The organism is Pseudomonas sp. GM74, assembly GCF_000282455.1.
Classification (GTDB): Bacteria; Pseudomonadota; Gammaproteobacteria; order Pseudomonadales; family Pseudomonadaceae; genus Aquipseudomonas.
Genome location: NZ_AKJG01000045.1, coordinates 39145 through 57075, shown reverse-complemented (window position 1 = coordinate 57075; position 17931 = coordinate 39145). Strand labels below are relative to the sequence as shown.

The following is a 17931-nucleotide window of genomic DNA, read 5'->3' as shown; positions in this document are numbered from 1 at the left end:
GCGAACACAAATCCCATGTTCACCGGGCCCCACCAGTGGGAGCGAGCTTGCTCGCGATAGCGGTGGATCAGTAAAAACTTCATTGACTGTCACACCGCAATCGCGAGCAAGCTCGCTCCCACAGGGGTTATGTCCCACAGGGGTTATGTGCAGCCTGAAATGTCAGCGGTAGTCGTCGACCGGCACACACGCACAAAACAGGTTCCGATCCCCATACACGTTGTCCACCCGGTTCACCACCGGCCAGTATTTGTGCGCCTTGGTGTGCGCGTCCGGCGTGACCGCTTGCACGATGCTGTACGGCCGCTCCCACACGCCGGTGATATCGGCCAACGTATGCGGAGCACCTTTCAGGGGATTTTCTTCAGCCGGCCAGTTACCGTTCTGCACCTCGTTGATTTCCGCGCGGATGCTCAGCATCGCCCCGATAAAGCGGTCCAGCTCCGCCTTAGATTCGCTTTCGGTCGGTTCGACCATCAGCGTCCCCGGCACCGGAAACGACATGGTCGGGGCATGGAAGCCATAGTCCATCAGACGCTTGGCCACGTCCTCCTCGGTGATGCCGGTCAACGCCTTGAGCGGCCGCAGATCGAGTATGCATTCGTGGGCCACCCGCTCGTTGCGCCCGGTGTAGAGCACCGGGAAAGCACCGGACAAATGCCGCGCCAGGTAATTCGCGGCCAGGATCGCCACTTCACTGGCGTCCGCCAGTTGCGGCCCCATCATCGCGATGTACATCCAGCTGATCGGCAGAATGCTTGCGCTGCCCCAGGGCGCTGCGCTGACGGCGCCATTTTGCGGGTGCGGCCCGTCGATCGGCACCACCGGATGGTTGGCCACGAACGGCGCCAGATGCGCCCGAACACCAATCGGCCCCATGCCGGGCCCACCGCCACCATGGGGTATGCAGAAGGTCTTGTGCAGGTTCATGTGCGAGACATCGGCGCCAATATCGGCCGGCCGCGCCAACCCGACCTGGGCGTTGAGGTTGGCGCCATCCATGTACACCTGACCGCCATGCTGGTGGATCACTTCACAGATTTCGCTGATGCCTTCCTCATACACCCCATGGGTCGAAGGGTAGGTCGCCATCAGGCAAGCGAGTTTGTCTGCCGCCTGCGCGGCTTTTTCCTTGAGGTCATCCAGATCGACGTTGCCCGCCTCGTCACACTCGACGATCACCACGCGCATCCCGGCCATTTGCGCCGACGCGGGATTGGTGCCGTGAGCCGACGAAGGAATCAGGCAGATATCGCGGCCACCCTGTTGCCGGCTCTCATGGTATTTGCGGATCGCCAGCAGCCCGGCGTATTCGCCCTGGGCACCGGAGTTGGGCTGCATGCAGATCGCGTCGAAACCGGTGATCGCACACAACCAGCGCTCCAGCTCTTCGATCATCAGCCCATAACCGGCGGCCTGTTCCTTGGGCACGAACGGGTGCAGGTTGGCGAACTGCGGCCAGGTAATCGGGATCATCTCGCTGGTGGCGTTGAGTTTCATGGTGCAGGAGCCCAGCGGGATCATCGATTGATTGAGCGCCAGGTCCTTGTTTTCAAGTTGCTTGAGGTAGCGCAACATCTCGGTTTCGCTGTGATGGGCGCTGAACACGGGATGGCGCAGATAAGGCGAAGTTCGCGCCAGCCTTTCGGGAATTCCGCCAGGCAAGACCTCGGCATCCAGGTCATCGATGCTGAGCCCGTGATCGGCCCCCAGGAACACGTCGAACAGCTTCGCCACGGTGCCTTCGTCGCAGGCCTCGTCGAGGCTCAGGCCCAGTTGGCCGCGCCCCAGAATCCGCAGGTTTATCTGCGCGGTCCGGGCACTTTCGATGATCGCGGTCTGCGTTCCGCCGACTTCCAGCGTCAGGGTGTCGAAGAAATGCCGGTTGACCCTGGTGACACCTTTTCGCTCAAGCCCGGCGGCAAGGATGCAGGTCAGCCGATGAACCCGCTGGGCAATCCGCTTGAGCCCTTCGGGGCCGTGGTAGACCGCATAGAAACTGGCGATATTGGCCAGCAGCACTTGGGCCGTGCAGATGTTGGAATTGGCTTTCTCCCGGCGGATGTGTTGCTCGCGAGTTTGCAGGGCCATGCGCAGGGCGGTATTGCCCCGCGCATCTTTCGAAACACCGATGATCCGCCCGGGAATCGCTCGCTTGTACTCATCGCGGCTGGCAAAAAATGCCGCGTGAGGCCCGCCATAGCCCATGGGCACGCCAAATCGCTGCGACGAGCCGAACACCACATCGGCCCCCAGTTCTCCCGGCGGGGTCAGCAACAACAGGCTCAGCAAATCCGTGGCGACACAGGCGAGGGCCTGTTGCGCGTGCAGATGATCGATCAGCGGCCGCAGGTCGTGGATTTCACCGTGGGTGTCGGGGTATTGCAGCAGCGCGCCGAACACCTGGTGCCGCTTCAAGTTATCCACAGCGTCGACGATCAGTTCGAAGCCGAAACCTTCAGCGCGGGTCTGCACCACGGAGATGGTTTGCGGGTGGCAGTTCTCGTCGACAAAGAACAGGTTGCTTTTGGACTTGGCGACGCGCTTGGCCAGGGCCATGGCCTCTGCCGCAGCGGTGGCTTCATCGAGCAGTGAGGCGTTGGCCAGTTCCAGGCCGGTCAGGTCGATGGTCAGTTGCTGGAAGTTCAGCAGCGCTTCGAGCCGCCCTTGGGCGATCTCTGGCTGATAGGGGGTGTAGGCGGTATACCAGCCGGGACTTTCCAGCACATTACGCACAATGACGGCCGGTGTGAGGGTGCCGTGGTAGCCCATGCCGATCAGGCTGGTCCAGACCTGGTTCTGCTCGGCATAACCGCGCAGCTTGGCCAGTGCGGCCTCTTCATCGAGTGCCGGGGGCAGGTCCAGCGCCCGGTTGAGCCGGATGCCCGGCGGCACCGTCTGCTCGATCAATTCGACCCGACTGCCCAGGCCCAGGCTGTCGAGCATCGCCTGTTGCTCGGCGGCATCGGGCCCGAGGTGGCGGCGCAGAAAGGCATTGGGGTCGCGTAACTGGCTCAGGGATGGCAACTGGGACATGACGGGCTCTCTCTTGACTGGCGCTCAGCGTCGATGCAACACGGTCAAACCAGCATAGCAGTCGATCTCCCGGTGGATGGCGTGGCGCGCTCGAGCAATCCGGATCATCATGTCCGCCGCCTACCCAATGTCCGCTGATCGGTGACTGTATCCATGAGCCAACTGCCTTTCCTGCCGTTTTCCAAACCCACCATCGATGAAGCCACGATTGCCGCAGTCGGCGATGTATTGCGCTCGGGCTGGATCACCAGCGGCCCCAAGGTCCAGGCCTTCGAAGCCAAACTCTCGGAGTACTTTGGCGGGCGCCCGGTACGCACCTTCAATTCCGGCACCTGCACCATGGAAATCGCCTTGCGTATTGCCGGGGTCGGGCCGGGCGATGAAGTGATCACCACGCCGATTTCCTGGGTGGCCACCGCCAACGTCATCCTGGAAGTCGGCGCCACCCCGGTGTTTGCCGACATCGACCCGGTGACCCGCAATATCGATCTCGATCAACTGGAAGCGGCGATTACCCCCCGCACCAAAGCCATCATCCCGGTGTACCTCGCCGGGCTGCCCGTGGACATGACGCGTTTGTACGCCCTGGCGAAAAAGCACGGCCTGCGGATTGTGGAGGATGCGGCCCAGGCGTTGGGCTCGAGCTGGAAAGGCCAGCGCATTGGCTCGACGGGGGATTTGGTGTCCTTCAGTTTCCAGGCGAACAAAAACGTCACCTCCTCCGAAGGCGGTTGCCTGGTGCTGAATTCGGCCGAAGAAGTGCGACTGGCAGAGAAATACCGGCTGCAGGGCGTTACCCGCAACGGCTTCGATGGCCTGGACGTCGACGTGCTGGGTGGCAAGTTCAACATGACCGACGTCGCCGCGGCCATTGGCCTGGGGCAATTTGCTCATATCGAAGCCATTACCGCTCATCGCCGTGACCTGGCCCGGCACTATTTCGCCTGTTTTGGCGCGGATTTCGAAGCGCAGTACTGCGCGCAACTGCCGCCAGCGGATTTCGAGAACAGTAACTGGCATCTGTTCCAGTTGGTATTACCGGAGCGTAAGGATGGCAAACCGGCGCGGGCGGCCTTCATGGAGCAGATGCAGGCATTGGGTGTCGGGATCGGCTATCACTACCCGCCGATTCACCTGTTGAGTCTGTACCGCGAGCACGGTTTCAAGGAAGGCATGTTCCCGATCGCTGAGCGGGTCGGTCGGCTGATTGTCTCGCTGCCAATGTTCACGGCGATGAGCAAAGCGGATGTCGAACGATCGGTGGCGGCCGTGAAAGCCGTTCTGAAACCTTGAACAACCCTTGTGGGAGCCGGCTTGCCGGCGATGGCGATTTCGAGGACGCCATCGCCAGCAAGCTGGCTCCTACTGGGGGGAGGCTTACTCGCCGATGGCGGCCTTGTAGCCGGCGGCATCCAGCAGTTTCTCCAGCTCGGCGGTGTCGCTTGGCTTGAGCTTGAAGATCCACGCGCCGTACGGATCGGAGTTGAGCAGCTCAGGCTCACCGCTCAGTGCTTCATTGACGGCGATCACTTCACCGCTGATCGGTGCATAAATGTCGGAAGCGGCCTTGACCGATTCAACGACACCCGACTGATCACCGGCAGCAAACACGTTGCCGACTTCAGTCAGTTCGACGAACACCACATCACCCAGCGCTTCCTGCGCGTGATCGCTGATGCCCACGGTGACGGTGCCATCGGCTTCCAGACGTGCCCATTCGTGACTTTCGGCAAAACGCAGGTCGGCAGGGATATCGCTCATGTTCTGTGTCCTCAGGAAAATAGTCGGCGGGCATGCCCGCCAGAAAAGATTAGATCAAGGTTTTGCCGTGGCGTACGAAGGTCGGTTTGACCACCCGGACCGGGTACCACTTGCCACGGATTTCCACTTCAGCGCGGTCGGCAGTTGCCATCGGCACGCGCGCCAGTGCAATCGACTTGCTTAGCGTAGGAGAGAAACTACCACTGGTGATCTCCCCTTCGCCAACATCGGCGATGCGGACCACCTGATGAGCGCGCAAAACACCGCGCTCCTCAAGGACCAGACCGACCAGTTTGTGCTGTACGCCGGCGGCCTGCTCGGCTTCCAGCGCCTTGCGCCCGATGAACTGCCGGGTGGCGGGTTCCCAGGCGATGGTCCAGGCCATATTGGAGGCCAAGGGGGAAATATCCTGCTGGATGTCCTGGCCGTAAAGGTTCATGCCGGCTTCGACCCGCAAGGTATCCCGCGCGCCGAGGCCGATGGGAGAAATCCCGGCTCCGACCAGATCGTTGAAAAAGCCTGGCGCCTGATCGGCCGGCAGAATGATTTCCAGGCCGTCTTCGCCGGTATAACCGGTGCGCGCGATGAACCAGTCACCATCGGACAGGCCTTCGAAAGGCTTGAGGAGCTGGATCAGGTTGCCGCGGGACTGGCTGACCAGTTCGGCAATTTTCTGCCGGGCGTGGGGGCCCTGGATGGCCAGCATCGCCAACTCGAAACGCTCGCGAAGTTGCACATCGAAGCCGTCGAGATGCGCTTGCACCCAGGCCATGTCCTGATCGCGGGTGGAGGCGTTGACCACCAGGCGATAACCCTCATCGAGACGGTAGACGATCATGTCGTCGACGATGCCGCCCTGCTCGTTGAGCATGGTGCTGTACAACGCACGGCCGGGGCTGTGCAGGCGTTCGACATCATTGGCCAGCAAATGCTGGAGCCAGGCTTTGGCCTGGGAGCCGCCGACGTCGATCACGGTCATGTGGGATACATCGAAGACACCGCAATCGCGGCGCACCTGATGGTGCTCCTCGACCTGCGATCCATAATGCAGAGGCATGTCCCAACCGCCAAAATCGACCATCTTCGCGCCGAGTGCGAGATGAAGGTCATACAGAGGCGTACGCTGTCCCATGGGTTTCTCCTTCCGGGCGTGGCGAAGGTGCGGACAGGTGCTGCACGGACTGAAGGCCTTGAAACAAAGGGCTTTCAGCCGATTTCAGCTACCTGGTCTGTCAGACGGACCGCACCGAATGCCGCGCATTGTAGCCGCAAGGTGTAGGACTGACACCTAGCTGTTTCGATGTGCTGAGCGCCGGATCAATCCGATGACCGGTAACAGCCCGACCAGCACCAGGGTCAACGCCGGCAAAGACGCCCTCGCCCACTCGCCTTCGCTGGTCATTTCAAAGATTCGCACCGCCAGCGTGTCCCAGCCAAACGGGCGCATCAGCAGGGTCGCGGGCATTTCCTTGAGTACATCGACGAACACCAGCAGCGCAGCGCTCAACGTGCCGGGTAGCAATAATGGTAGATACACTTTGAAAAACAGTCGTGGGCCACTGACGCCAAGGCTACGTGCCGCTTCGGGCAAAGATGGCCGTATACGCGCCAGACTGCTTTCCAGCGGCCCGTAGGCCACCGCAATGAAGCGCACCAGATAGGCCAGCAGCAACGCCGACAGACTGCCCAGCAGCAGCGGCTTGCCCGCGCCACCGAACCAGCCTGAGAGCGGGATCACCAGCTCGCGATCCAGGTAACTGAACGCCAGCATGATCGACACCGCCAGCACCGAACCGGGCAAGGCGTAGCCCAGGTTGGCCAGACTGATCCCGGAACGAATGACCCGGGTGGGTGCCAGTCGTCGGGCAAACGCCAGTAACAAGGCGACGCTGACGGTGATCAACGCCGCCATCCCCCCCAGGTACAAGGTATGGACAATCAACCCGGTGTAACGCTCGTCGAGATCGAAGCGCCCGCGCAGCCAGAACCACACCACCAATTGCAGCATCGGGATAACGAAAGCGCAGGCAAACACCAGGCAGCACCACGTCGTGGCCGCCAGTGCCTTGAGGCCTCGCAGGTGATACAGCGCCTTGACCCGTGGTCGCTCATTGCTCGCCCGGTTGGCCCCGCGGGCACGCCGTTCGCCGTAGAGCACGAGCATCACCACCAGCAGCAACAGGCTGGCCAGTTGCGCGGCGGATGACAGGCTGAAAAAACCGTACCAGGTCTTGTAGATGGCCGTGGTAAAGGTGTCGAAGTTGAACACCGACACGGCGCCGAAGTCCGCCAGGGTTTCCATCAGCGCCAATGCCACGCCCGCACCAATGGCTGGCCGCGCCATGGGCAATGCCACCCGCCAGAACGCTTGCCAGGGCGATTGGCCAAGGACCCGCGCCGCTTCCATCAGGCCTTTGCCCTGGGCGAGGAAGGCGGTGCGCGCCAGCAGATAGACATAGGGATAGAAAACCAGCACCAGCACCACAATCACGCCGCCCGTGGAGCGCACCCGCGGCAGGCGCAGACCTGTTCCGAACCACTCCCGCAACAGGGTTTGCACGGGGCCGGCAAAATCCAGCAGGCCGACGAAGACGAAGGCCAGCACATAGGCCGGGATCGCAAAGGGCAGCATCAGCGCCCAGTCCAGCCAGCGCCGGCCGGGGAATTCGCAAAGGCTGGTGAGCCAGGCCAGGCTGACACCCAGGACTGTCACGCCGACGCCGACGCCTAGCACCAGGGTCAGGGTATTGCCCAGCAAACGCGGCATCTGCGTGTCCCAGAGATGGGACCAGATCTGTTGATCGATGGTTTGCCAGGAAAGCAGCAGGACGCTCAGGGGCAACAGGACCAGCGCAGCAATGGCGAAGACGACTGGATACCAGCGGCGTTGGGCGGGATGGGCCAAGGAAAATCTCTCGCGAAATCTTGAAGTGTAGAGAAAACGCAAAAAGACCGCAGCCTTCGGTAGCTCCTACATTGGGTTGGTGACCACCCTGCAGGAGTTGCCGAAGGCTGCGATCTTTTGACCTTTAAAACAGCGGGCTCAGTTCCAGCCAGCCTTGTCCATCATGCGAATCGCTTCGGCCTGACGCTTGCCGGCGATTTCCACAGGCAAGGTATCGGCGATGAACTTGCCCCATGCGGCGACTTCGGCCGATGGCTGTACGGCCGGATTCGCCGGGAACTCCTGGTTCACGTCGGCAAAGATTTTCTGTGCTTCAGGGGTGGTCATCCACTCCACCAGGGCCTTGGCCGCTTCCGGGTGTGGCGCGTGTTGGGTCAGGCCGATACCCGACAGGTTGATGTGTACGCCACGGTCAGCCTGGTTCGGCCAGAACAGCTTCACCGGCAGGTCTGGCTTCTGCTTGTGCAGGCGGCCGTAGTAGTAGGTGTTGACGATACCGACGTCGCACTGGCCGGCGTTGATCGCTTCCAGTACGGCGGTGTCATCGGAGAACACGTCAGTGGACAGGTTCTTGACCCAGCCCTTGAGGATTTCCTCGGTCTTCTCGGCGCCGTGCACTTCGATCATGGTCGCGGTCAGGGACTGGTTGTAGACCTTCTTCGCCGTGCGCAGGCACAGGCGGCCTTCCCATTGCTCGTCGGCCAGCGCTTCGTAGGTGGTCAGTTCACCCGGCTTCACCCGATCAGTGGAGTAGGCAATGGTCCGCGCCCGCAGGCTCAGGCCGGTCCAGGCATGGGAGGCAGCCCGGTATTGCAGCGGAATGTTCGCGTCGATGGTTTTCGAGGTGAACGGCTGGAGAATGCCCATCTGCTCGGCTTGCCAGAGGTTGCCGGCATCGACGGTGAGCAGCAGGTCGGCCGGCGTATTCGCGCCCTCGGCCTTGAGCCGCTGCATCAGCGGCGCTTCCTTGTCGGTGATGAACTTCACCTTCACGCCGGTCTTGGCGGTGTAGGCATCGAAGACTGGCTTGATCAGCTCGTCGATTCGCGAGGAGTAGACCACCACCTCGTCAGCGGCCTGGGCGGCGGTGCTGCCGATCAGAGTCAAGGCCAGTGCAGTCAGTAGACGCTTCGGTGCCAACATGGGAGCGGTCTCTCGATTGAAAAATGAGAGCAAATGATAAGGACTCACATTTAGCTTCTCAATCGAAGCTGGCTGCGGAGGAGTTACCGGATGTTGCACCGCTTCAAACTTGTAGTGTTTGTGTTGGCCCCTTCGCGGGCAAGCCCGCTCCCACAGTGGCCTGTGTGAAACATCAATTTCGTGTACACCAAAAAACCTGTGGGAGCGGGCTTGCCCGCGAAGAGGCCAGTAGCCTCCATGCAGAACTCAGGCCTTGGCCAACGCCGGCAAATCCCCGGTCAACCCCAGCGCCTCACGCACGAACAGCGCCTTGGCCTCGGGCATCTTCTCCACCATTTTCAACCCGGTATTACGCAACCAGCGCACCGGCAACGGATCGGCCTGGAACAAGCGCTCGAAGCCTTCCATCGCCGCCATCAGCGCCAGGTTGTGGGGCATGCGCCGACGTTCGTAACGGCTGAGGACCTTCACATCCGCCAGGCGTTCGCCACGTGTTGCAGCTTGCAGCAACACTTCGGCCAGCACGGCGGCATCGAGGAATCCGAGATTCACCCCCTGCCCGGCCAACGGGTGAATGGTGTGGGCCGCGTCGCCGATCAATGCCAGGCCTTCAGCCACATAACGCTTGGCATGTCGCTGGCGCAGGGGCACACACAGGCGCGGGTCACAGCTGAGCACTTCACCGAGTCGCCCCTCGAAGGCGCGCTCCAGTTCCTTGCAGAAACCCTGGTCATCCATCGCCATCAGGCGTTCGGCTTCGCCGGGCGTGGTCGACCAGACGATCGAACACCAATCCTGCTGGCCGTCGCGCTCCAGCGGCAGAAATGCCAACGGACCGTTGTCGGTGAAGCGCTGCCAGGCCGTCATTTGATGCGGCCTGGCGCAACGCACACTGGTGACGATGGCATGGTGCAGATAATCCCATTCGCGGGTCACCACACCGGCCAGGCGTCGCACTGCCGAGTTGGCGCCATCCGCCGCGATCACCAGCGGTGCGCGCAGGGTGCGACCATCGGCCAGGGTCAGCAGCCAGTCATCACCGGAGCGGCGCATCTGTTCCAGCCGTGCATTGGCCAGCAACCCCAGGTCACAGTCGTGCAAGCGGTCAAGCAAGGCATCCTGGACCACTCGGTTTTCGACGATATGCCCCAGGACCTCGGCGTGCACGCTGGCCGCCGAGAAGTGGATTTGCCCGGTGCCGCTGCCATCCCAGACCTGCATGTCGGTGTAGGGGCTGCTGCGCCGCCCGGCGATGCCGTCCCAGACGCCAAGGCGTTCGAGAATCCGCTGGCTGGCAGCCGACAAGGCACTCACGCGAGGCTCAAACGCGGCCTGAGCGTTGAAGGGTTTGACACTCATGGGGCTGCCGTCCAGCAGCAGGACTTCCAGCCCGCTGTTCTGCAACGCCAGCGCCAGGGCGCTGCCGACCATTCCGGCTCCGACAATCAGCAGATCTGCACGCATTTCCATGCTTTAAGCCTGTCTCTCTTGCGGCTTGAGCCGCACGTAAAGGGTTTTCCCGACCCGCGCCAAGGTGGCCGGCGCCGTCATGAATGTCGACCTGCAATTGCGGCAGGTATTTTTATCAATCGCACCTTGCAGAACCGGCGGATCAACCAGCTACGCATCTGGACGGGTACCCAGGCCCATCGCCTGCCGCGCAAACCAGCGTTTGGCCGGTGGCAACAGATCGAGCCCGAGCAAGCCGATATTGCGCCCCAGGGACACCAGCGGCTGGGTACTGCCGAACAGGCGCGTGACCTGGTCGGAGAAGCCCACGGTGAGATCCTGATCGAGACGCTGGTGTTCGCGATAGGCTTGCAACGTGGCGAAATCGCCCAAGGGCTTTTCGCTGGCGAGCAAGGCATCGGCCAGGGCCTGGGCATCGCGCAGGGACAGGTTGAACCCTTGGCCGGCAATCGGATGCAGGCTGTGCGCCGCGTTGCCGAGAATCGCCAGATGCGGGCGCACCTGTTCCTCGGCCTCGACCAGCGTCAGCGGATACAGATGCCGCGCACCCACCTGCTTCAATGTGCCGAGGCGATAACCAAACACACCCTGCAACTCGCTGAGGAAGCTGCGCTCATCGAGGGCCGCCAGACGTTGCGCGTCCATGCCCAGGCGGGTCCAGACCAGTGCGCAGCGATTATCCGGAAGCGGCAGTAACGCCATCGGGCCTTCGTCGGTGAAACGTTCGAAGGCCATGCCGTTGTGGGCTTCGCTCGGGGTGATGTTGGCGATCAGCGCACTCTGGTTGTACGGACGCTTGCGGATGCCGATCCCCAGTTGCTCACGCAGGCCGGAACGACCGCCATCGGCGAGCACCGCGAGGTCGCACTCCAGGGTGGTTTCATCGTTGAGAGTCAGGCGGTAGCCGTCGGTCAGCGGCTCCATGCGGGTGACTTCCGCCGGGCAGCGCCAACTGATCACGTCCTTGTCCAGGCCTTGCCACAGGCATTGGCCGAGCCATGCGTTTTCAACGACATAACCCAGCGCTGGAACACCCTCCTCCATCGCCGACAACCGCGCCGTCGAGAACCGACCACGATCGGAAACATGAATCTGCTTGATCGGCTCGGCGCGTCGCGAGACATCCTGCCAGACGCCCAGCCGTTGATAGATTTGCCGCGAGCCGAAGGACAACGCCGAAGAACGGGCATCGTAACTCGGTTGATAGCTGTCGCCAGGGGCGAACGGCTCGATCAGCACGATCTTCCAGCCCCGGGCCTTGGCCCCGGCCTGAAGCGCCAGCGCCAGGCTTGCACCGACCAGCCCGCCCCCGATGATTGCCAGGTTGACTCGGCTCATGCTGCCTGTGTCCGCGCGGCGGCCATCAGGGCCTCGATCTCGGCGACGGATTTCGGCACGCCGCTCGTCAATATTTCACAGCCGGTTTTGGTGACCACTACGTCGTCCTCGATGCGCACGCCAATGCCGCGCCATTTCTTCGCAACACTCTGGTTGTTCGGGGCGATATAGATCCCCGGCTCCACGGTCAGCGCCATGCCGACTTCCAGCACGCGCCACTCGCCGCCTACCTTGTATTCGCCGACATCATGCACATCCATGCCCAGCCAATGGCCGGCGCGGTGCATGTAAAACGCCTTGTAGGCTTCGCTGGCGATCAGCTCGTCAACGTCGCCCCTCAGCAGACCCAGCTCGACCAGCCCGGCCGTGATGACCCGGACCGTTGCCTCGTGCGCCTGGTTCCAGTGCTTGTTCGGGGCGATTTCGGCAAAGGCGGCTTCCTGGGAAGCCAGCACCAATTCGTAAATCGCTTTCTGTTCCGCTGAATACTTGCCGCTGACCGGAAAGGTCCGGGTGATGTCGCTGGCGTAGCAGTCGATCTCGCAACCGGCATCGATCAGCACCAGATCCCCATCCTTGAGCTGCGCGTCATTCTGCTGGTAATGCAGGATGCAGCTGTTGCGCCCCGCCGCGACGATGGACCCGTAGGCCGGCATCTTCGCCCCGCCCTTGCGGAACTCGTAATCAAGCTCGGCTTCCAGGCTGAATTCGTGCAGCCCGGCGCGACAGGCTTGCATTGCCCGTACGTGCGCCTGGGCGGAAATCCGCGCCGCTTCGCGCATCACTTTCACTTCTGCCGCCGATTTATACAGGCGCATGTCGTGCAGCAGATGATCCAGGGCAACGAATTCGTTCGGCGGCTGGGCACCGAGGTTGGCCTTGGAGCGGATCACGTTGATCCACTCCATCAGGTGGCGGTCGAATTCGGGGTTGCTGCCCATGGCCGAATACACCCGGTCACGGCCTTCGATCAGGCCCGGCAGGATGTCGTCGATATCAGTGATCGGAAAGGCATCGTCGGCGCCGAAGTCGCGAATCGCGCCTTCCTGCCCGGCACGCAGGCCATCCCACAGCTCGCGTTCGGCGTTGCGTTCACGGCAGAACAGAATGTATTCGCCATGCACACGCCCCGGCATCAACACCAGCACGGCCTGGGGCTCGGGAAAACCGCTGAGGTACTGGAAGTCGCTGTCCTGGCGGTAGACGTGCTCGACGTCGCGGTTACGAATGGCCACCGCGGCGGCGGGCAGGATGGCGATGCTGTTGGGTTCCATCTGCGCCATCAGGGCCTTGCGGCGACGGCTGTATTCCGATTTCGGGATATGGATCATGGGCAGATGGTTTTCCCTGTCTTACGATCAGTGCAAAGACGGTTTGGCGGCGGCCGGCACATCTTTTTTGGTCTCGGAGAACAGCAGTAGCGGTGCGACGCGCAGGTATTCCATGACTTCCATGTAGTCGTTTTCGCCGTCGTCGGACTCTTCCAGGGCATCTTGCACCTGGGAAATGGCCGCCAGATCCTGCAGCACCTCGGTGGCCTCGGTGCTCAGGGCACTGCTGTCACGGCAGTTCAGGCCGAAGCCGCTGAGGAAACCCTGGCACCACTGACCCAGTGCGGCGGCACGCTCGGTGAGTGGGGCGTCGTCGGTCGGCAACAGCAGGACGACGGTCACGTCATCGCCGGTGAGCTCGCCTTTTACCATCTCTTGCAGGCCGATCAGGGCGTTGCGAACGTTGTCCTGCGGCTCGCTTTCGAGCAGTTCGGCGGCGTCGATCAGCCAGCCTTCGGCGTCGAAACCGGCGCCGGCGCAGCTGCGGCCGAGCAACAGGCCGTGCAGTTCAGCAGGCGAGACGTTGTGACCGCTGGAAGTCAGCAGGGTGGCGAAGGCTTGGTACGGGGAATTCTGAATGGTCATGGGCAGCTAGGCGCCAGACGGCGCTATGTCTAGAATGAAGGCCTTGTATCCTACATCGACTACCCCTGTAGGAGCGAGCTTGCTCGCGATGGTCGTCAACGATAACGCTGGGTACCTGACACTCTGCGGAGTTCTCAGGTTCATCGTCGGAGCGCCGCCCGGAGCAAGCTCGCTCCTACAGACCAACACCCATCAGACAGTGAAGACAATGGAAGACACCGACCTGCAAGCGCTGATGGCCAGACTCGAGCTGCTGATTACCCGAGTCGAGCAACTTAAGAGTCAAAACGGACTCTTACTAGCTCAGGAAAAGACCTGGCGCGAGGAACGCGCGCACCTCATTGAAAAAAACGAAATCGCCCGGCGTAAGGTCGAATCGATGATTTCGCGCCTCAAGGCCCTGGAGCAAGACTCATGAGTTCAAGCAATAGCGTCACCGTGCAGATCCTCGACAAAGAGTATTCGATCATCTGCCCTCAGGAAGAGCGCAGTAATCTGGTCAGCGCCGCCCGTTATCTGGACGGCAAGATGCGTGAGATCCGCAGCAGCGGCAAAGTCATCGGCGCCGACCGTATTGCCGTGATGGCCGCGCTGAACATCACCCACGACCTTCTGCACAAGGAAGAACGCCCGGATATCCAGGCCAGCGGCTCGACCCGCGAACAGGTGCGTGACCTGCTCGACCGCGTCGATCTGGCACTCGCCACCGATCCGGACGTCACCAAAGGCTGATTCGCGCCGCCGCTTGCGGTATAATCCCCTCACTCCCTGGGGTGCTTGCCAGTTGGCGATGTCCCTGAGCCGATTTGCTATACCCTGGAGGTTGCACGTTGGGCTGGTGTGCATGTCCGCTAGACGGAAAGCCTTAAAGCCTACTGCATCTTCCACCTTGAACTTTCGGGTTCAAGGGCTAAGTCGACAGCGGCACATTCGGGGAGCCTGATTCCAGTCCAATGCCGGTTTTGATACCGGCATTGGCGTTTTTACGGGTACGCTTCACGTATCCGCATTGTTGAAGCCCGAATACATGACCGAACCTGCGCTGCTCCCCCGCCCGCAACTTCGACGCATGCTGCGCAAGGCCCGCCGCGCACTGACTCCCAGTCAGCAACGCCAGGCCGCTCGCGGACTGTACAAGCAATTGGCCCAGCAACCGCTGTTCCGCCGCGCCAGACACATCTCGCTCTACCTGCCCACCGACGGTGAAATCGATCCGCGCCTGTTGCTGCGCGCCGCGCAACGCCGGGGCAAAGCCACCTATCTACCGGTGCTGAGCGCCTGGCCGCGAACCAAAATGGTGTTCCAGCGCATCCGACCCGGGGAAAAACTCAAACCCAACCGCTTCCGTATTCTCGAACCACGGGCCAACCTCGCCCGGCAGCGCAAGATCTGGGCACTGGATCTGGTGCTGTTGCCATTGGTGGGTTTTGACGATGTCGGCGGGCGCCTGGGGATGGGCGGCGGCTTCTACGATCGCAGCCTGGCTTACCTGGCGCGACGAAATGACTGGCGCAAGCCGACGCTGTTGGGGCTGGCCCATGAATGTCAGAAAGTGGCGCGATTGGCTCAGGCGAGCTGGGATGTGCCGCTGCAAGGAACGGTGACAGACAAGGCCTGGTATTACGCAGGCTAGACGCCACTTCGATCAGTGGCGCCGAGGCAACAGGATCAGCGCTTGAAGGCGGTCGACTGTTGCTGCAATTGGGCGACTTCGACCGGCGCATCGGTCTTGTTGGCCCACAGGCTTTGGGCATAGCCGGTGGTCACGACGCCAAGGCCAAACAAAATGACCAAAATCCATAGTAAATCCGGTTTGCGTTTCATCGATTGCCCCCCAAAGGCACATCAACACGATGACAGCAGCGGTTTCCGTTTGTAGGCCGTGCAGCAGCGTCAAGCTCTAAAGGCCGGCATTTTGCGACAACGTGAACCGCTGCGCAAATGCTGACGTCAACCGACTGTCGGTTTGTCATAAAATCGTCGACAAGCTGCTCAATCACCACGCAAGGAGCAACAGACATGGCCTATTGGCTGATGAAGTCCGAACCCGACGAACTCTCGATCAAGGGACTGGAAAAGCTCGGCAAAGCGCGCTGGGACGGGGTTCGCAACTATCAGGCACGCAATTTCCTGCGGGCCATGGCGGTGGGGGATGGGTTCTTTTTCTATCATTCCAGCTGCCCTGAGCCAGGCATCGCCGGAATCGGCAAGATTGTCGAAGCCGCGTATCCGGACCCGACGGCGCTGGAGCCGGAAAGTCATTACTACGACCCCAAGGCAACTGCGGACAAAAACGCCTGGAGTGCGATCGATGTCGCGCATGTCGAGACGTTTGACCGGGTTCTGAAACTGGATTATCTGAAGCAGCAGACGGCGCTGGCGGAGTTGCCGCTGGTGCAGAAAGGTTCGCGGCTTTCGGTGATGCCGGTGACAGCGGAGCAGTGGGCGGCGGTGATATCGCTCAAGCCGTAAAGTTCTCGGTGCCCATCCAAATGCCATCGCGGGCAAGCCCGCTCCCACAGTGGCTTCTGGTGCTCACAAAATTTGTGTTCACCGCTAATCCTTGTGGGAGCGGGCTTGCCCGCGATAGGGCCGGCCCAGGCAACAGAGTTTTTATTGGATAATGAGGTTGTTGAACAAAAGATCCTCAACCACCGGCTTACCGGTTTCATCGTTCATCACCTGCTGGGTCTGTTTCAGGGCTTCCTGACGCAGTTTTTCCTTGGCCTCGACGTTGTTCATCGTCTCGGTGGTCTGCTGGGCGAACAGCGCGACCAATTGATTGCGGATCAACGGCTCATTGGCCTTTACTGCCTTGGCGGCCTCGTCACCGGTCACCCGCAACGCCACATCGGCCTTGTAGACCTTCAGTTTCGGCGTGCCGTCCAACCCGTAGTTACCCACGAACGGCGGGCTCAGGGTGATGTAGCTGACCTTCGGAGCAGCATCTTCTTTGGCTTCTTCGGCCACCGCTGCCACAGGCAGAGACAGGGCCAGCATCAACATGATCCACGCTTTCAAAATTCGCTCCTTATCCGGTTTGCGGCCTAGCATAACGACCCGCCGCGCAAGCACAAGCTTATGGCCGACTATCAGGGCCGGGCATGCTCGTTGACCCATCGACCCACACACCTACACTTATCGGCCATCACTCCCAAAGGAATAGCCCTGATGAAAGCCGTGCTGTGCAAAGCCTTCGGCCCTGCCGAATCGCTGGTGCTGGAAGACGTCGCCAGTCCTGTCGCGAAGAAGAATGAAATCCTGCTGGACGTGCACGCTGCCGGGGTGAATTTCCCCGACACGTTGATCATCGAGGGCAAATACCAGTTCAAGCCGCCCTTCCCGTTTTCGCCGGGTGGTGAAGCGGCCGGCGTCGTCAGCGCCGTGGGTGAAAAAGTCAGCCACCTGAAAGTCGGTGATCGGGTCATGGCCCTGACCGGCTGGGGCAGCTTTGCCGAGCAGGTCGCCGTGCCGGGCTACAACGTGCTGCCGATCCCGCCATCGATGGACTTCAACACCGCCGCCGCCTTCAGCATGACCTACGGCACCTCGATGCACGCCCTCAAGCAGCGCGGTAACCTGCAACCCGGTGAAACCCTGCTGGTGCTTGGCGCCTCCGGCGGTGTCGGCCTGGCGGCGGTGGAAATCGGCAAAGCCATGGGCGCCCGGGTGATCGCCGCAGCCAGCAGTGCAGAGAAACTCGCCGTGGCCAAGGCTGCCGGTGCCGACGAACTGATCAACTACAGCGAAACCAACCTCAAGGATGAAATCAAACGCCTGACCGACGGCCAGGGCGCCGACGTGATCTACGACCCGGTCGGCGGCGACCTGTTCGACCAGGCCATCCGCGCCATCGCCTGGAACGGCCGACTGCTGGTGGTCGGCTTCGCCAGCGGTCGCATTCCCGAATTGCCGGTCAACCTGGCCTTGCTTAAAGGTGCGGCAGTGCTCGGCGTGTTCTGGGGCTCGTTCGCCCAACGCCAGCCGCAGGACAACGCGGCGAACTTCCAGCAGTTGTTTGGCTGGTTTGCCGAAGGCAAGCTCAAGCCTCTGGTGTCCCAGGTGTATCCGCTGAGCAATGCGGCGCAGGCGATCAATGACCTTGGCCAGCGTAAAGCGGTGGGGAAAGTGGTGGTGCAGGTTCGCTGAATCTCTCTGCAAAAAAGCGCGGCCATGTAGCCGCGCTTTTATTGCCGTCAAAGCAACACCCGAATCTCCTCCGGCAAAAACCGCACATACCGACTCGCCGGATGTGCGCTACACCGCTGCACAATCGAACGGACGCTGGCATTGAGCTTGGCAATCAGAGCCAGACGCTTCTCCTCCGGCAATTGAGTCGGTGAAAGCGAGTGGGTCAGGTAA

17 protein-coding genes and 1 other RNA gene are annotated in these 17931 nt (G+C 61.5%); 7 read left to right on the top strand and 11 right to left on the bottom strand.

Translation table 11 applies throughout. From position 1 onward, the window contains the following. Window positions 1-162: 162 nt before the first annotated feature. Window positions 163-3036, bottom strand: a complete 2874-nt coding sequence (gene gcvP / locus PMI34_RS18435) for an aminomethyl-transferring glycine dehydrogenase (protein WP_008048717.1) — start codon at window positions 3034-3036, stop codon at window positions 163-165. 153 nt (window positions 3037-3189) lie between these two features. On the opposite strand from gcvP, the gene PMI34_RS18440 reads away from it, so the two are divergent. Beyond that, a complete protein-coding gene (locus PMI34_RS18440) occupies window positions 3190-4329 on the top strand; it encodes a DegT/DnrJ/EryC1/StrS family aminotransferase (protein WP_008048716.1) in 1140 nt (379 codons plus the stop codon). An 84-nt stretch (window positions 4330-4413) separates the two neighbouring features. Here the strand turns inward: PMI34_RS18440 and gcvH are convergent, their stop codons facing one another. The 8 genes from gcvH to PMI34_RS18480 form a co-directional block, all read right to left on the bottom strand. Next, window positions 4414-4797, bottom strand: coding sequence for a glycine cleavage system protein GcvH (gene gcvH / locus PMI34_RS18445; RefSeq protein WP_008048715.1), 384 nt, complete (start codon window positions 4795-4797; stop codon window positions 4414-4416). Window positions 4798-4846: 49 nt separating this feature from the next. Beyond that, on the bottom strand, window positions 4847-5929 hold the full coding sequence (gene gcvT / locus PMI34_RS18450) for a glycine cleavage system aminomethyltransferase GcvT (RefSeq protein WP_008048713.1): 1083 nt from the start codon (window positions 5927-5929) through the stop codon (window positions 4847-4849). 156 nt (window positions 5930-6085) lie between these two features. Beyond that, a complete protein-coding gene (locus PMI34_RS18455) occupies window positions 6086-7702 on the bottom strand; it encodes an ABC transporter permease (protein ID WP_008048711.1) in 1617 nt (538 codons plus the stop codon). Window positions 7703-7840: 138 nt separating this feature from the next. Beyond that, on the bottom strand, window positions 7841-8845 hold the full coding sequence (locus PMI34_RS18460) for an extracellular solute-binding protein (protein ID WP_008048710.1): 1005 nt from the start codon (window positions 8843-8845) through the stop codon (window positions 7841-7843). 246 nt (window positions 8846-9091) lie between these two features. Further along, window positions 9092-10309 carry a 2-octaprenyl-3-methyl-6-methoxy-1,4-benzoquinol hydroxylase gene (locus PMI34_RS18465; RefSeq protein WP_177318801.1) on the bottom strand — a complete coding sequence of 406 codons (1218 nt, stop codon included), beginning with the start codon at window positions 10307-10309 and terminating at the stop codon, window positions 9092-9094. A gap of 156 nt (window positions 10310-10465) precedes the next feature. Further along, a complete protein-coding gene (gene ubiH / locus PMI34_RS18470) occupies window positions 10466-11653 on the bottom strand; it encodes a 2-octaprenyl-6-methoxyphenyl hydroxylase (RefSeq protein WP_008048707.1) in 1188 nt (395 codons plus the stop codon). Continuing rightward, complete coding sequence (gene pepP / locus PMI34_RS18475) at window positions 11650-12984, bottom strand: Xaa-Pro aminopeptidase (RefSeq protein ID WP_008048706.1); 1335 nt, start codon at window positions 12982-12984, stop codon at window positions 11650-11652. The genes ubiH and pepP overlap by 4 nt, the downstream gene beginning before the upstream one ends. 27 nt (window positions 12985-13011) lie before the next feature. After that, complete coding sequence (locus PMI34_RS18480; RefSeq protein WP_008048705.1) at window positions 13012-13569, bottom strand: YecA/YgfB family protein; 558 nt, start codon at window positions 13567-13569, stop codon at window positions 13012-13014. A gap of 208 nt (window positions 13570-13777) precedes the next feature. On the opposite strand from PMI34_RS18480, the gene PMI34_RS0127190 reads away from it, so the two are divergent. From PMI34_RS0127190 to PMI34_RS18490, 4 genes are all read left to right on the top strand, one after another. After that, entirely contained in the window at window positions 13778-13987 is a 210-nt protein-coding gene (locus PMI34_RS0127190; protein ID WP_007982902.1) for a TIGR02449 family protein, read from the top strand. After that, window positions 13984-14301 carry a cell division protein ZapA gene (locus tag PMI34_RS18485; RefSeq protein ID WP_007982900.1) on the top strand — a complete coding sequence of 106 codons (318 nt, stop codon included), beginning with the start codon at window positions 13984-13986 and terminating at the stop codon, window positions 14299-14301. Before PMI34_RS0127190 ends, PMI34_RS18485 begins: the two co-directional genes overlap by 4 nt. 30 nt (window positions 14302-14331) lie before the next feature. Continuing rightward, a non-coding RNA gene (gene ssrS, locus PMI34_RS27985) (6S RNA) lies at window positions 14332-14510 on the top strand. Window positions 14511-14596: 86 nt separating this feature from the next. Then, window positions 14597-15202 carry a 5-formyltetrahydrofolate cyclo-ligase gene (locus PMI34_RS18490; protein WP_008048703.1) on the top strand — a complete coding sequence of 202 codons (606 nt, stop codon included), beginning with the start codon at window positions 14597-14599 and terminating at the stop codon, window positions 15200-15202. Window positions 15203-15237: 35 nt separating this feature from the next. Here the strand turns inward: PMI34_RS18490 and PMI34_RS28955 are convergent, their stop codons facing one another. Continuing rightward, window positions 15238-15393, bottom strand: coding sequence for a hypothetical protein (locus tag PMI34_RS28955; protein ID WP_008048702.1), 156 nt, complete (start codon window positions 15391-15393; stop codon window positions 15238-15240). A gap of 195 nt (window positions 15394-15588) precedes the next feature. Here PMI34_RS28955 and PMI34_RS18495 point away from each other — a divergent pair, with 195 nt between their 5' ends. After that, the gene (locus PMI34_RS18495; RefSeq protein WP_008048699.1) at window positions 15589-16041 is read left to right on the top strand and encodes an EVE domain-containing protein; all 453 of its coding nucleotides are present in this window, start codon (window positions 15589-15591) and stop codon (window positions 16039-16041) included. Window positions 16042-16182: 141 nt separating this feature from the next. Here PMI34_RS18495 and PMI34_RS18500 read toward each other — a convergent pair whose 3' ends face one another. Then, window positions 16183-16590: a flagellar basal body-associated protein FliL gene (locus PMI34_RS18500; protein ID WP_032829534.1), complete on the bottom strand. Its 408-nt coding sequence runs from the start codon at window positions 16588-16590 to the stop codon at window positions 16183-16185. 150 nt (window positions 16591-16740) lie between these two features. Between PMI34_RS18500 and PMI34_RS18505 the strand changes: the two genes are divergently transcribed. Then, window positions 16741-17718 carry an NADPH:quinone oxidoreductase family protein gene (locus PMI34_RS18505; protein ID WP_008048697.1) on the top strand — a complete coding sequence of 326 codons (978 nt, stop codon included), beginning with the start codon at window positions 16741-16743 and terminating at the stop codon, window positions 17716-17718. Window positions 17719-17931 lie beyond the last annotated feature (213 nt).

Excerpts from the sequence above, each read along its gene's own strand:
- gcvP (WP_008048717.1), bottom strand. The coding sequence starts at position 3,036 with ATGTCCCAGTTGCCATCCCTGAGCCAGTTACGCGACCCCAATGCCTTT.
- PMI34_RS18440 (WP_008048716.1), top strand. The coding sequence starts at position 3,190 with ATGAGCCAACTGCCTTTCCTGCCGTTTTCCAAACCCACCATCGATGAA.
- gcvH (WP_008048715.1), bottom strand. The coding sequence starts at position 4,797 with ATGAGCGATATCCCTGCCGACCTGCGTTTTGCCGAAAGTCACGAATGG.
- gcvT (WP_008048713.1), bottom strand. The coding sequence starts at position 5,929 with ATGGGACAGCGTACGCCTCTGTATGACCTTCATCTCGCACTCGGCGCG.
- PMI34_RS18460 (WP_008048710.1), bottom strand. The coding sequence starts at position 8,845 with ATGTTGGCACCGAAGCGTCTACTGACTGCACTGGCCTTGACTCTGATC.
- PMI34_RS18465 (WP_177318801.1), bottom strand. The coding sequence starts at position 10,309 with ATGCGTGCAGATCTGCTGATTGTCGGAGCCGGAATGGTCGGCAGCGCC.
- ubiH (WP_008048707.1), bottom strand. The coding sequence starts at position 11,653 with ATGAGCCGAGTCAACCTGGCAATCATCGGGGGCGGGCTGGTCGGTGCA.
- pepP (WP_008048706.1), bottom strand. The coding sequence starts at position 12,984 with ATGATCCATATCCCGAAATCGGAATACAGCCGTCGCCGCAAGGCCCTG.
- PMI34_RS18480 (WP_008048705.1), bottom strand. The coding sequence starts at position 13,569 with ATGACCATTCAGAATTCCCCGTACCAAGCCTTCGCCACCCTGCTGACT.
- PMI34_RS0127190 (WP_007982902.1), top strand. The coding sequence starts at position 13,778 with ATGGAAGACACCGACCTGCAAGCGCTGATGGCCAGACTCGAGCTGCTG.
- PMI34_RS18485 (WP_007982900.1), top strand. The coding sequence starts at position 13,984 with ATGAGTTCAAGCAATAGCGTCACCGTGCAGATCCTCGACAAAGAGTAT.
- PMI34_RS18490 (WP_008048703.1), top strand. The coding sequence starts at position 14,597 with ATGACCGAACCTGCGCTGCTCCCCCGCCCGCAACTTCGACGCATGCTG.
- PMI34_RS28955 (WP_008048702.1), bottom strand. The coding sequence starts at position 15,393 with ATGAAACGCAAACCGGATTTACTATGGATTTTGGTCATTTTGTTTGGC.
- PMI34_RS18495 (WP_008048699.1), top strand. The coding sequence starts at position 15,589 with ATGGCCTATTGGCTGATGAAGTCCGAACCCGACGAACTCTCGATCAAG.
- PMI34_RS18505 (WP_008048697.1), top strand. The coding sequence starts at position 16,741 with ATGAAAGCCGTGCTGTGCAAAGCCTTCGGCCCTGCCGAATCGCTGGTG.